Raw genomic sequence first — 13,745 nt, 5'->3', positions numbered from 1 at the left:
GCCAAAGTAAACGTTACCCTCCGAATGAAGAAAACTTCTACGACCATTCGCGATGTCGCCGCCGCAGCGGGCGTCTCGGTCGCAACGGTGTCCAAATATATCAACGGCGCGCAGCGCTTTTCGGCACCCGTCGAGGCCAAACTCAAGGCGGCGATCGAAACGCTAGGCTATCGTTCGAACCCGCTTGCCCGCTCGATGATCACCGGCCGCACGCGCACTATCGGCCTCACGATTCTCGACATCAGCAATCCGCACTTCACCAACGTCGTGAAAGGCGCGAACCGCATTGCGCTCCGGCACGACTACACGCTCTTGCTCGTCGATATCGACGAAACCCAGGCCCGCGAACGTCCGCTGATCGAAGCCCTCGCGCAACGCGTGGACGGTCTGATCGTCAGTTCGCGGCTACCCGACGAAGAAGCACACTGGATGCTCGATCTCGGCAAGCCCGTCGTGCTTCTGCGCAACGCGGAAGCGCTGCCGATTCCAAGCGTCGGTATCGACAACCGCCTCGCCGCCCATATGCTCGCGCGGCACCTGCTCAACCTCGGGCACCGGCGCATTGCATACCTCGGCTTCGGCCAGGCGCGCATCAACGACGAGCGGATTCGCGGCGTGCGCGAGTGTCTCGAAGACGTGGGCCTCGAACTCGATGTCCACGACGCCCACGCGCCCACTTCGCTTGCAGGCGAACACGCATGCTCGCGCGTGATGCTCGGCCCGAGGCGTCCCCAGGCGGTTATCTGCTACAACGACCTGATCGCGCTCGGCTTCATGAAGGAAGCCGCGACCCTCGGCATTCGCGTGCCCCAGGACGTCTCCGTCACCGGCATCGACAACGTGCCGTACGGCGCTTACGCCGCGCCCGGACTCACCACCGTCGATATCCAGAGCGAGAAGATGGGCGAACTCGCAATGCAGAAGCTCATCGATTCCCTCGCCGGTCATCCCGACCCCGGTAATTCCATGTTCGAGCCGCGCCTGATCGTGCGTGAATCGACGGCTGCGGTGACTGCTACTGCATGATGTATTCATAACGCAATATGCCGCCGGCATCTTTCGAGTGTCGGCGGCATTTTGCATGCGATCAGGATTCCAGCTTGGCCGGCGTCATTTTCGGCGTGAGCACGTGCATGATGGCGAACGCGATCAGGTAAGCCGATGCGCCGATGGCGAACAGCGCCCAATACTGACCGGTGCGTTGGAGCACTTGGCCGATCACTTCCGAGAACAGCACGCCGCCGATCGAGCCGGCCATGCCGCCGATACCGACCACTGCACCGACCGCGCGCTTCGGGAACAGATCCGACGCCGTGGTGAACAGGTTTGCCGACCAGCCCTGGTGCGCCGCTGCAGCGAGACCGACGATAGCGACCGCGACCCACAGATTCTGCGCCAGCGAAACGAATGCAATCGGCAAAACACAACATGCACAGATGAACATGGCCGTCTTGCGCGCCGCGTTCACGCTCCAGCCCGCTCGCATCAGCGCCGATGAAATCCAGCCGCCGCCGATACTGCCCACCGTGGTGATCGCGTAGATCACGACGAGCGGCAGACCGATATGCTGCATGTCCATGCCACGCGATTCGTTGAGCCACTTCGGCAGCCAGAACAGGTAGAACCACCACACCGGATCGGTCAGGAACTTGCCGATCAGAAACGCCCAGGTTTCACGCTTCTTGATGAGCACCTTGAAGCCGGGAGCGCCTGCGTGAGCGTTGGCGGCATCGGCGATTTCGGTGTCGTCGCGTTCGATATCGTCGTCATGCGCGCTCGCGTCCGGTTGGCGATACATCACGAACCACACCACGAGCCACACGAGACCGATCGCACCGATCATCACGAACGCCGCGCGCCAGCCGAAGGCAACGGCGAGCGCCGGGATGATCGCCGGTGCGAACACCGCACCGATGTTCGCGCCGGAATTAAAAATACCAGTAGCGAGCGCGCGTTCGCGACGCGGGAACCATTCGGCCGTCGTCTTGATGGCCGCCGGGAAGTTGCCGCCTTCGCCGATACCGAGCAGCGCGCGCACCATGGCAAAGCCCATGACGGAGCCGACCGCCGCGTGCAGCATGGCGGCGATGCTCCAGACGAACATGGCGAGGCCGTAGGAGATGCGCGTACCGAGCCAGTCGACGATACGCCCGAAGCACAACAGTCCGATTGCATAGAACGCCGAGAATGCGATCACGATGCGCCCGTACTGAACCTGCGTCCAGCCGATGTCATGCTGCAGAACCGGTGCGAGCAGACCGAGAATCTGCCGGTCCATGTAGTTGATGACGGTGGCGAAGAAGAGCAGCGCACACACGGTCCAGCGATAACGGCTGGCTGCGCGCACGACGCCTACGACGGCTGTTTGCATGAATGTCTCCGTACGCGGCGGCGCTCGTCGTGCCGCGTGACTTGTTGCATTGACGGCGACGAGCGCCGTGGGCTTCGGCTTATCGCGTGACTAGAACGCGCTTGCCGGCCAGGTTTTGGAAAACGTTTTTTGAAGAATAATGGCTTCAGTGCGTGTTGCCTATCCCTGTACTTTCCCTAATGCCGCCAGAGCCGCTCCACATAAGGCCCCGCTGCTAAACGAAATGTAGTTGAAAGATTGAGTTAATCGTTTTCTGCGTTGTTTCCAACAAAGCTTGGCGCCCACGCCGGTTGAATCTGGTGTTTTGCATTCAGTCATGCGGCATCTTGTCTTTTGCATGCAAACGCGCCGCGAAACGCTAAAGGCAGGTGGCTTCGCTGCCGATAACTGTCACTTACGTCTTTCACATCGCCCAGTGCTCCCCATGCTTCGTATTCGTCTAGCCCGCTTGAACGTCGGCACCAAATTCGCCGCGCTGGCGTGTTCTCTGGCGGCCATCGTTGTCGCCACCCTCACACTTGTCGTCACCCGCTCGGCCGGCGAGCAAGTCGATGCGCACGCGCTCGCACGCGTCGAAAGTGAGAATCGCTCGATCGCATCGATGATCGGCCTCTACAACACGGCCGTGAGCGCCGAAGTCTCGCGCTTCATGACGATGTTCTCGAATCGCCTGCCTGCTGCCTTCTCGCTCGACGAATCGCATACGGTCGACATCGGCGGCGTTGCGACGCCTGCGATCAACGCGGGCGACAAGCCACTCAACGGCGACTTCGCCATTCCCGATGCGTTTCTCGCGGAAAGCGGCGCAATCGCGACCGTTTTTGCGCGCACTGGCGACGACTTCGTGCGTGTGACGACCTCGCTCAAGAAGCAGGACGGCACGCGCGCCATCGGCACGCTGCTGGATCGCAAGGGACCGGCTTATGCACCGATTCTCGCGGGCAAGTCGTACATCGGCGTGGCGGCGCTGTTCGGCAAGCAGTACATCACCGAATACAAGCCCGTGACGGATACATCGGGTCGCGTCGTCGGTGCGCTGTTCGTGGGCGTCGATGTTTCCGCGGAAATCGCGGCGTTGCAGGACAACATCCGCAAGCTCACGATCGGTGCGACCGGCTATCACTTCGTCGTCGACGCTTCGAATGGTGCGAACCGCGGCAAGCTTCTGGTGCATCCGGACGCGCAAGGCGAGATGGCCGATGAACGCGTTGCGCCGTTCAAGGCGATGCTCGAGAAACAGGAAGGCCAGCTCGATTTCGAAGGCGCCACAATCGCGGGCGCGGATGCGCGCGTGCATGGCGGCGCGAAGGAAATCGTCTTTATGACCGTGCCGCAATGGAACTGGATGATCGGTGGCATTGCGTATCGCGATGAACTGCTCGCCGATGTGCACGCAAGTCGCAACCGCTTCTTGCTGATCGGCCTCGTGGTGATCGCAGCGCTAGTCGGCGTGTTGCTCTATGCCGTGGCGAAGCTCGTCAGCCGGCCGCTCGACGACGTCACGCATGCCTCCGAACGTATCGCCGCTGGCGATCTGACCGTTCGTATCGATACCACGCGCGAAGACGATATCGGCCGCCTGATGCGCGCCATCGACGGCGTTGCGCGCGGACTGGCGGGCATCGTCGCGCAGGTTCGCAGCGCATCATCCGACATGAGCGATGGCACCGCTCGCATCGCATCCGGCAGCACGGATATCGCATCGCGCATCGCGACGCAGGCTGCGAGCGTCGAGGAAACGGCCGCGAGCATGGAACAGATCACCTCGACCGTGCAGCAGAACGCGGCAAATACGGCGCAGGCGGGCACGCTGGTCGCGTCGGCATCCGAAGCTGCACGTGCGGGCGGCGAAGCCGTGGGCCGCGTGGTTTCGACGATGGGCGAGATCGATGCATCGTCACGACGTATCGCCGATATCACGGCGACCATCGAAGGCATCGCGTTTCAGACGAATATCCTTGCGCTCAATGCTGCCGTCGAAGCGGCGCGCGCGGGTGAGCATGGCAGAGGCTTTGCCGTGGTGGCATCAGAAGTGCGCGCGCTTGCGCAACGCAGTGCGGGCGCGGTGAAGGAAATCGAAGTGTTGATCAGCGAATCGGCGGGCAAGGTATCGCACGGCTACAGAATCGCCGAGGAAGCTAGTAGCACGATGAACGGCATCGTCGAACAGGTGACGCGCGTGAACGCTATCGTCGATGAGATCGGCGTGGCATCGCGGGAACAGGCGAGCGGCATCGAGCAGGTGAACATGGCCGTTATGCAGATTGGCGAAGCCACACAGCAGAATGCGGCGCTCGTCAGCGAAGCGGAACACTCGACCGTCGAGTTGCGCGATCAGGCCGAGCGCCTTGCACGCGTGGTCAGCATGTTCCGCGTTTGAGGCATCGGCGCTTCAAATCTCCACGAAGATGCGTCCGTCCTGCACTTTTGCGGGGTATGTCTGCAAGTTGATGCACACGGGCGCACCGAGCGCGCGGCCGTCGCGAATATCGAATTGCCCGTTGTGCTTCGGGCATTCGATCACATGGTCGAACAAGAAGCCCTCGCTCAGATGAACCTGTTCGTGCGTGCACAGGCCGTCGCTTGCAAACACCTCGTCGTTCACTCGATAGATCGCGAACGTGCGGCCATCGTGATCGAAGCGTTTGACGTCTTCATCGTCGATGTCGTCCAACGCGGCGGCGTCGATCCATTGCGTCATGGGGCATGTCTCCTTTTTATACTCAGCTTTGCGTGGCGGTGGGCACCGGCCTCTCGACGTGATACGACGGGTCCCGCGTCTGCCGCATGAGCGCCGGGATGATCTCGGCATAAGCCGCGATGGAACTCGTGTAAGGCGGCGGCATGTCGTGCTTGACGGCATCGTGCAGATCCGGCAGCGCGTGATACGGTACCATCGGGAACATGTGATGTTCGACGTGATAGTTCATGTTCAGATAAAGAAAACGAAACACGGGATTCATCATCACGGTGCGGCAATTCTTGCGATGGTCGAGCACGTTCTCCGGCATGCCCGCATGTTGCGTGAGCCCGAAGTACAGATAAAGCCATGCGCCGTAAAGACTCGGCAAGCCGATATAAAGCAGCGGCAACACACTGCGAAACGCGATGCATGTCACGATCACTGCTGCATAGATCGCGAGCCAGATGCGCGCCTCGCGCACGACCTTCGGCCATTCCGTCTCAGGCACGAAGGTCTTTTCTTCTTCACCGATATTGCCGAACGCAGACGCCACGACCTTGGGCAATTCGTTCGCTACGTGCTTCAGCGCGAAGACGTTCAGCACCAGCGCAAGCCAGTCCGTCGGCAATTGCGCACCGATTTCGGGATCGCGGCCCACTACCAAGGTATCGGTGTGATGGCGCGCATGACTCCAGCGCCATACGGTCGGTCGCCGAAACACCTGAAAGGACGCCACTTGATAAAGCGCCTTGTTCATCCACGCGGTCTTGAATGCGGTGCCGTGTCCGCTCTCATGCCAGCGCGAATCGGCGGGGCCGCAGTAAAGCGTCCCGTAGAGCAGAAACGCGGGGATGGCCCATAGCGAATGCGCCTGCCATGCGAACCAAGCAAGGACGCCGCTAGCGACGATGGCTGCGTACCAAAGAACGGTGTCGCGAATGGCTCGCGCATCACTGCGTTGCGTGAGTTGCTTGAGCACGGGGCGCGGCAAAGGGCATCTATACCAGGTGCCATTGGCAAGGCCCGCGGCTTTCGCCTCTTCGCCTGCCCCGCCTATCAGCCGATAGCGCCGCCGCTGCGTCTCCTCCAATTCCATCATGTCACCTCATCCGATGATTGGAATACATCATTTATTTTTATTGAAGTCGATGATATGAGCGAGCCCGTGCGTGCGCAAGGAACGTATGAATTTGCTATCTTTAAGCATCATTGCGTGCCCTCGCAAATCCATCATTTCCATCAAAATGACCAAGCGTCCCACGCTTCAGTCGGTGGCGGAAGCCGCTGGCGTCAGTTCGGCCACGGTGGATCGCGTGTTCAACGGACGCCTGACCGTGCGCGAAGGCACCGCGTTGCGCGTAATAGAAGCGGCAGAGCGCATCGGCTATCACGGTGCTCAACTGATGCGCGAACGCATGCGTGCTCAACTCGGAGCCATCGATGCCCCGCGCACGCTCGGCTTCTGTCTGCAGAAACGCGCCGACCCGTTTTATCAGGCGTTCGCACGCATTCTGACGGAGACGGTCACGCGTCACGAACCCGAACGTTGCAAGGCAGTGATCGCGTATATGGACGAACTCGATCCCGCGTCCATCGCGCGTACGTTGCTGTTGCTTGGTGAAGAAGCGGATGCGCTCGGCGTCGTGGCGGTCGATCATCCGCATGTGACCGCGGCCATCGAAACCTTGCATGCCGCGGGCAAGCCAACGGTCACGCTATTGTCCGACCTGAGCGCGCCATTGCGTGCAGGTTATATCGGCGTGGACCCACGCAAGAGCGGCCGCACTGCCGCGTGGGCCGTGAGCAGGCTCACGCATCGCAAGGCAGGTACGGTTGGCGTATTCGTCGGCACGCCCCGCTATCTGGGACAAGAAAGCTGCGAAATCAGTTTTCGCTCTTACCTGCGTGAACATGCACCCGGGCTGCGAGTGCTCGACACGCAAATCAACCTGGAAGACAAGCAACTGGCCTATGAAGCGACGCTTGCCATGCTTGCGCGGCATGACGATCTCGCTGGTCTTTACATTCCAGGCGGCGGCGTGGGTGGCGTGATACGCGCACTGCGTGACGAAGCAATAGGACGACGCATCGTCACCGTTTGCTCCGATCTCATGCCCGACCGTCACGACGCGCTCGTGGACGGCATCATCGATCTGGTCATCCATACGCCATTGCAACAGATCGCTCAGACCGCAGTGCTTGCCATGCTTCGCGCGTTGAATACCTTGCCTGGAGAGACAGCGCAAGCAAGCCAATATCCACTTCCGGCGCAACTTTTTACGTCCGAGAACGTCTGACCGTCCTTGCATGGCATTCGCCTTGCTGAAGAGGTCATGCTTAGTGAGCTTCTCAGAGCGTTCGCCAAGCACCGAATCTTTCAATCTGCTTGAGGCTACTTAAACAAGCGGTATCGCATGGGCGCATACGCGTTTCATAGACGCATCAACTTATATTTTGATGTGCTTAAGCGCACGGAGCGCAGCAATATGAAGGACAAACATCGATGACATTGCAAACGAATGAGATGACTAGTGCTAAAGCGCCTGAACAAAACCGACAGGTAATCGCTGCAGCTTCTTTGAAGAATGCATCGCAAGTCTGTTGGAGTCGCTGCGTCGACTAACCGACATGTCATTGTCATTACATTGTTTTTTTGACCCGGTAATATGCAGCAGAACCCGGTCCGAAACTTGGGCCTTCCTCTCTGCCCAAGCCGACAATCACAGCTTGCGGGAACCTGCTTCAATCAATCTGATCTACTGCGATTGCTCTTCGCATCGCGCACAGCAAGCCGAAGCCAATGAGCCTCGGCAGTCCGGCCAAACAGGCGTGCAAATCGACACGCCGGCCGCCAGAAGGAGACCGCGTAATCAGGCCAGCGCATTGGCATGCACTGGCACGCCCCTGAGCCCCTTCATCCGACGGAGCATCCGATATGCCGTTTGAAAGTGACTCTTTGCGAGACACAGAACCGCTACTGACCATCGTGGTCGCGGCGTACAACATCGAGGGATACATCGAGGAAGCACTCGAGTCCCTACTGTCGCAGCCCCATATCGACGCCATGCGCATCATCGTGGTGGACGACGGTTCTCGCGACGAGACCTATGCGGCCGCGGAAGCGATCGTGGAGCGCGATGGCGGCCGTCATATTCAGCTCATCAAGCAGCGCAATGGCGGTCTGAGCGCGGCACGCAATACCGGGCTTGCGGCAGTGCGAACGCCCTACGTCGGCTTCCTCGACGGCGACGACATCTATCTCGAGAATTTTTCGAGCAGCGTGATTCCCGCACTCAAGGAACGCGTGTGGGACCTCGTCGAATACAACGTGAAGATCATCGACGACGACGGCCGCCATATCGACGGCATCGATCTCGTCATGCATCACGCAAGCGGCGGTCACGCGATGAACCGCGCCGCGCTTCAGCACTTCGCGGACGGCTTCCATACCTTCGTCTGGGCGCGTATCTATCGCACGGACATGTTCAACGGCACGCAGTTCCCAGTGGGCCGGCACTACGAAGACATGGCGGTCGTGCCGTCCATGTACCTTCGCGCAAGCAGTATCTATCGCATTGCAGACCCGTTGATCGGTTATCGCCGACGTTTTGGGAGCATCACGCAGAAAGCGACACTCACCGACATGAAGGACCTCCGCACGAACGGGCTCGAAGCGCTCGCGCGTTGCGACGGCGGCGAGATGGACGATTACTGGCTCACGATCTTCGACAAGGCGTTTCATCGCGCATGTCATGTGTGCGCGCGGGTGGATCGGGGACAATTCAAGGCGGCATCGGAGACACTGGCGGCAATGGCGGTGGATCATCGCAGAACTCGCGCCAAGCTCTCGGAACGCAACGGTCGCGAAGTCGTCGCACTCAAGCCGTTCGATTTCAACGTGCGCGCCGATCGCTCGATCTACTTCATCAAGGGCCTGCTAAAGAAGATGCTGCGCCGCAGTCTCGACCATCATCAGCGCGAGCGCCGGCATAGTCCGACGAATCAGTTTAGCGGCTAGAAACACGCGCCCAGGCCCGCCCGCGAAGCGCTTTGCGTTTCGCGGTAAACTGTTTGCATGGAAAAATGTCCTTACTGCGAGCGAATTCGCGATGAGTGGGACTGCCATGGACAGACCTGTCGCACGTTCATCGCGCGTGCCCTGCGCCGCCAGCGCCTGGGTCTGCCCATGGTGCCCAAGGTCATTCGCAACGAGATTCCGGCCGGCGCGAGCACGGGCGAGGTCATTACGCAGCTGTCGAAGCAGCGACTGCGTGCACGCCGCGCCAACGAAGCGCGACGCGAACGCAAGGCCGCAGACGATCTCGACGAGGGCGCTTGAATCTCAGGCGTTTGCAGGCGGGTCCATCGACGAAGAGCCTTCATGCCGCCATTGACGCCGCGATTGCCGCATCTTCGCTAGCGCCATGCGCGCCACCTTGAGCCAGCCATACGGACGTGGATCGGCAACCATGCTAAGCGCACGCGCATAGTCGAGCGTGAGGCCAGGCGTCCAGGCCATCGTCACTGCACGCTTTCGGATCTGCGCGGCCACCCATAGTTCAGGCGTCACCAGCATACGAAACAGCGCGCCCCAGCCCGCCCGCGCGCCATAGAGCCGCCCAGCCGCCCCTTCGAGCGCCGCCTCCAGTGCGCGCGAGACGCTGCTCGAACAATTGCGATGCGTGAGGTTGTACGTCGTGTCCTCGCGATACGTGCTCCAGAAGCGCGCTAGCCGCGTTGGATCGTAATTGCGAATGCGCACTCGCGTGGTCGAAGGACACCATGTCTTCGACTCGATCGGGTAGCTCGGCTGAAACACGCCTGGCACGTCGTTATCGCTCGTGGCACGCAAGAGGCGCGCAAAGTCATCGGGCGAGCGGTCTATCTCGACTGCCGGATAAAGGCTTACATATACGCCCTCAGGCGATTCGAGCGCGGCATGTCCCGTCGATATCACGCCATTGCGATCCACCGCCGCAATGTACCGGTCGACGATCAGATGCCGTTGCACCTCGCCCTTCGATGTACCCACGGGCGTCCACACATGCACGGTCAATGCGGGCTCGTTGTCCGCGGGCGGCCCGTCCCATTCGCTTGCCGGCAAGACGACTGGCGTACCGTCTTTCGTATCACTCGCTGCGCTCGCGGTCTCGGCGCTTGCATCGCCCCAGACTGCCGGATTGCTGTTCAGCTTGCGCACGCGCGACGCGATCATCACGAGATTCCAACCTGCGAACATGAAGAGCACACCAACGCAACACACTACGGTGCTCTTGTAATGCGTCGGGTACGGTTGAATGACGAAGACCGCCAGCAATATTTCGAAGATCGCAAAACCAAACGCTACGCGCCAACGTCGATATCGCACGACAACAGCGGATGCGGCTTGCAAGAGGCCATCCGAGAGAAAGGCCGCGCCAATGAACAACGAAAGAATGAAGTTGGCGTGATGACGCGGCCCCTGAAGCACCAGCACGGCCGCAAGGACGAACACGATACCCTTCGAATAGCGCAACCTGCGTTGCCCGCCGACGCCGGCCCATGCAACCGCAAGCGTCAGCGCGCCTTCGATCAACAACAACCAGCCAACGAGTGGAATCGGAAAGCCGAGCGAACCGTCGAGTGCATCGATGAATATGCCCAAGCCAACGACAAGCAGCAGCCATCCTGTCACCATCAGACTGCGCCAGCGTCCGCGCAAATAGTCCACGCCCAGCAGGATCATCATTAACTTGACCATGGATTTGCCTTTCGTGTCGTTGCATGAGCGCAGAGAAGCCTCGCGCATTCATGTTAGTGCAGTGCGGACCTTAAATGAAATCGCTCTGTCCGCTTCGTTAAGTACGACCATTCGATTCGGCATGCACGATGTGCCATACTGCCAACGCCCTTTCCACGTAGCGAGGCTGCCATGTTCGACCAATGTCAGTGGATCAACGAGCCCGCGCAATGGCGCATTGAAGACGGTACGCTGTTCGTCACCACGGACGCCAGCACGGACTTCTGGCGCAAGACGCACTACGGTTTCATCCGCGACAACGGCCATGTTTTCGCCGCGAGCGCGAACGGTGACTTCAGCGCCGAAGTCACCGTCGATGGCGATTTCTCCGCGCTCTACGACCAAGCGGGCCTGATGGTGCGCGAGAGCGCCGAGCGCTGGGTCAAGGCAGGCGCGGAGTACAACGACGGCGCGCTGACCTTCAGCACCGTGCTGACCAATGATTTCTCCGACTGGTCGCTTGGTTCGCCCGCCAGCGGCAACCGCTTCAGGCTGCGCATGACCGTCGCCGATGGCGTGCTCAAGATGCAGTGCAGCGCGGACGAGCGTCATTGGACCCTCATGCGTATCGCGCCCTTCGCGTCGACTACCGCGTCGCCGCACTGGCTTGTCGGACCCATGTGTTGCACGCCCGAGCGCGGCGGCCTCACCGTGCGCTTCTCCGACTTCAAGATCGGGCCGCCTATCGTGAAGGACCTGCACGATACCTCTCTGTAGCGCGGTAGCGTGCTCCGTACAAGTACTCACTTGCCCAGTTTGCGAACGCTTTCTAGAATTCTGAAACGTTTCAAAAAAAGACGGCAAAAGCACTCGTGGACTCACGTAAAAAGACTGCCAGCACCTTGAAGGACGTCGCCAGCGCGGCGGGCGTCTCGCTTGGCACGGCGTCGAAAGTGCTGGCAGGCGCCGAAGGCGTAAGCGAACTGCGACGGCAGCAAGTATGGGAAGCGGCGCGAGCGCTGGGTTATCGGCGCAACAGTCTTGCGGCGGAATTGCGCAGCAATCGTTCGACGTCCATCGGCTTCGTCGTGCCGGATCTCACGAACTCGTTCTTTATCGAACTGCTATGCGTGGTGGAGGATCATGCGCTGGCAAGCGGTTATCGGCTGCTGCTCGCGCATGCGCAGGAAGACCCCGAGCGCGAGGCCGAACGCATACGTTTCGTGTTGTCGCGTCAGGTGGCGGGCATGATCATCATTCCGTGTCATGGCTATGCACATGCCATCGACGAATTGCGCGAATGCGACGTGCCGCTCGTGATGGCGGACCGCGTGGACAACAGCTTTCCGGCGAACACGGTGACGACGGACAGCCGCCGCGCCGCGAGCGATGGCACGGAACATCTCATCGCGCTCGGGCATCGGCGCATTACATTCATCGTCAATGCGCTCGATCTCGTGAATAGTCGCGAACGCGCGGACGGCTATCTCGACGCCATGAAACGCGCCGGTCTTACGCGACATGCGCGCGTGGTGGTATGCGGCATGACGGATACGGAAAGCCACGCGGCAACGCTCGGGCTTTTGTCTGCAAGCGAGCGCCCCACCGCGCTTTTTACCGGTGCGAACGTGGCCACGCTTGGCGCACTGCGTGCCATACGCGATGCCGAATTGCGCCTGCCTGGAGAGGTTTCCTTGCTCTCTTTCGACGACGCCCCGTGGATGTCGGTGCTTCATCCGCGTATCAGTTCGATACATCAGCCGGTAGAAGCCGTGGGGCGTGCGATCTGGCAGTTGCTCCACAAGCAGTTGCAAGGTGAAACCGGCGAGCATGTGCATCTGCGCATGAAGGCCGATCTGCTCGTGCGTGAAAGCACGGCGCCTCCGATGAAAGCCATCGATCAAGCTGCTCGAAAGCGAACGCGCAAATCCGCCACGCTATAACGGTTTATTCGCCATGCAGGGCCCGCAACCATAAGACGAAGGAGAGAGACAAAATGGACAGCAAACGACGCATCGTTACCGCAAGTCTTCTCGCTATACCGCTTGCCGGCGCAGTGGGAACGTTCTCCGCACTCTTCACGCAAACCGCATTCGCGGAGCAGAAGAAGTACCGTTTCGGCTTTTCTCAGGTCACGACCGTCGAGCCGTGGCGCGTGCAGTTCAACAAGGACATGCGAGCCGAAGCGGCAAAGCATCCGGAAGTCGAACTCATCATTGCCGACGCGGGAGACCGTACCGATAAGCAAAACGCCGACATGGAGAACTTCATCGCGCAGAAGATGGACGCGATCTTCATTTCGCCCAAGGAGTCCGCGGGGCTGACGGGCGTCGTCGAAAAAGCCTTCAAGGCGGGCATTCCCGTGTTCGTGCTGGACCGCGAAGTGAACGGCGATCAATACACGGAGTTCATCGGTGGCGACAACGTACAGATCGGTCAGGAAGCGGGCAACTTCATTGTCAAGGTGATGGGCGGGCCTGGCAAGGCGCAAGGCAATCTCGTCGAGATATGGGGCGGCTTCGGTGCGCAGCCCGCGCACGATCGTCACGATGGCGCGGATAAGGCCATCGCGCCGGAGAAAGGCATCAAGCGCGTGGGCGAACGCGTGGATTGCGACTGGAAGCAGGACAAGGCCTACGACTACATGAAGACCGTGTTGCGCGTGCAGCCGAAGATCGACGTGGTCTATGCGCATAACGACCCGATGGCCTACGGCGCATATCTCGCCGCGAAGGATGCGGGACGCGAGAAGAACATCAAGTTCGTGGGTATCGACGGCTTGCCGCAAGAAGGCGCGACATGGGTCGAACAAGGCCTGCTCGCGGGCACCTTCATGTATCCGACGCCAGGCGCGGAAGGCATCCGCCAATCGCTCAAGGTGCTGAAAGGCGAGAAGGTGGAAAAGAAGCTTACGTTGCCGACGCAAGGCATCTTCAAGGACAACGCGAAGCAATATATCGCCACTCACTGAG

12 protein-coding genes are annotated in these 13,745 nt (G+C 60.3%); 8 read left to right on the top strand and 4 right to left on the bottom strand.

Going from position 1 to position 13,745, the window contains the following annotated elements; genetic code table 11:
- The first annotated feature begins 24 nt into the window (after window positions 1-24).
- Window positions 25-1,026, top strand: a complete 1,002-nt coding sequence (locus tag LDZ28_RS29755) for a LacI family DNA-binding transcriptional regulator (RefSeq protein WP_370652279.1) — start codon at window positions 25-27, stop codon at window positions 1,024-1,026.
- A 61-nt stretch (window positions 1,027-1,087) separates the two neighbouring features.
- Here LDZ28_RS29755 and LDZ28_RS29750 read toward each other — a convergent pair whose 3' ends face one another.
- Window positions 1,088-2,371, bottom strand: coding sequence for an MFS transporter (locus tag LDZ28_RS29750; RefSeq protein WP_244831339.1), 1,284 nt, complete (start codon window positions 2,369-2,371; stop codon window positions 1,088-1,090).
- A gap of 424 nt (window positions 2,372-2,795) precedes the next feature.
- Here LDZ28_RS29750 and LDZ28_RS29745 point away from each other — a divergent pair, with 424 nt between their 5' ends.
- Window positions 2,796-4,751 carry a methyl-accepting chemotaxis protein gene (locus LDZ28_RS29745; protein ID WP_244831338.1) on the top strand — a complete coding sequence of 652 codons (1,956 nt, stop codon included), beginning with the start codon at window positions 2,796-2,798 and terminating at the stop codon, window positions 4,749-4,751.
- A gap of 12 nt (window positions 4,752-4,763) precedes the next feature.
- On the opposite strand, the gene LDZ28_RS29740 is transcribed toward LDZ28_RS29745, so the two are convergent.
- On the bottom strand, window positions 4,764-5,072 hold the full coding sequence (locus LDZ28_RS29740) for a non-heme iron oxygenase ferredoxin subunit (protein ID WP_244831337.1): 309 nt from the start codon (window positions 5,070-5,072) through the stop codon (window positions 4,764-4,766).
- 22 nt (window positions 5,073-5,094) lie between these two features.
- Complete coding sequence (locus tag LDZ28_RS29735; RefSeq protein WP_244831336.1) at window positions 5,095-6,153, bottom strand: fatty acid desaturase family protein; 1,059 nt, start codon at window positions 6,151-6,153, stop codon at window positions 5,095-5,097.
- 145 nt (window positions 6,154-6,298) lie between these two features.
- Between LDZ28_RS29735 and LDZ28_RS29730 the strand changes: the two genes are divergently transcribed.
- From LDZ28_RS29730 to LDZ28_RS29720, 3 genes are all read left to right on the top strand, one after another.
- Complete coding sequence (locus tag LDZ28_RS29730) at window positions 6,299-7,351, top strand: LacI family DNA-binding transcriptional regulator (RefSeq protein WP_244831335.1); 1,053 nt, start codon at window positions 6,299-6,301, stop codon at window positions 7,349-7,351.
- Between the two features lie 638 nt (window positions 7,352-7,989).
- Window positions 7,990-9,072, top strand: coding sequence for a glycosyltransferase family 2 protein (locus LDZ28_RS29725; RefSeq protein ID WP_244831334.1), 1,083 nt, complete (start codon window positions 7,990-7,992; stop codon window positions 9,070-9,072).
- A gap of 57 nt (window positions 9,073-9,129) precedes the next feature.
- Window positions 9,130-9,393 carry a hypothetical protein gene (locus LDZ28_RS29720; protein ID WP_244831333.1) on the top strand — a complete coding sequence of 88 codons (264 nt, stop codon included), beginning with the start codon at window positions 9,130-9,132 and terminating at the stop codon, window positions 9,391-9,393.
- Window positions 9,394-9,396: 3 nt separating this feature from the next.
- On the opposite strand, the gene LDZ28_RS29715 is transcribed toward LDZ28_RS29720, so the two are convergent.
- Window positions 9,397-10,794 (bottom strand): HdeD family acid-resistance protein, encoded by a 1,398-nt coding sequence (locus LDZ28_RS29715; RefSeq protein ID WP_244831332.1) that lies wholly within the window; start codon window positions 10,792-10,794, stop codon window positions 9,397-9,399.
- Window positions 10,795-10,965: 171 nt separating this feature from the next.
- On the opposite strand from LDZ28_RS29715, the gene LDZ28_RS29710 reads away from it, so the two are divergent.
- The 3 genes from LDZ28_RS29710 (at window position 10,966) to LDZ28_RS29700 (ending at window position 13,744) form a co-directional block, all read left to right on the top strand.
- A complete protein-coding gene (locus LDZ28_RS29710) occupies window positions 10,966-11,550 on the top strand; it encodes a DUF1349 domain-containing protein (protein WP_244831331.1) in 585 nt (194 codons plus the stop codon).
- Window positions 11,551-11,645: 95 nt separating this feature from the next.
- Window positions 11,646-12,716 (top strand): LacI family DNA-binding transcriptional regulator, encoded by a 1,071-nt coding sequence (locus LDZ28_RS29705; protein ID WP_244831330.1) that lies wholly within the window; start codon window positions 11,646-11,648, stop codon window positions 12,714-12,716.
- A gap of 53 nt (window positions 12,717-12,769) precedes the next feature.
- The gene (locus LDZ28_RS29700; RefSeq protein WP_244831329.1) at window positions 12,770-13,744 is read left to right on the top strand and encodes a substrate-binding domain-containing protein; all 975 of its coding nucleotides are present in this window, start codon (window positions 12,770-12,772) and stop codon (window positions 13,742-13,744) included.
- Window position 13,745 lies beyond the last annotated feature (1 nt).

This window comes from Caballeronia sp. TF1N1 (assembly GCF_022878925.1).
GTDB lineage: Bacteria > Pseudomonadota > Gammaproteobacteria > Burkholderiales > Burkholderiaceae > Caballeronia.
Note: the sequence above shows the minus strand (reverse complement) of the source record. Positions and strands in the feature narration are given on the sequence as shown.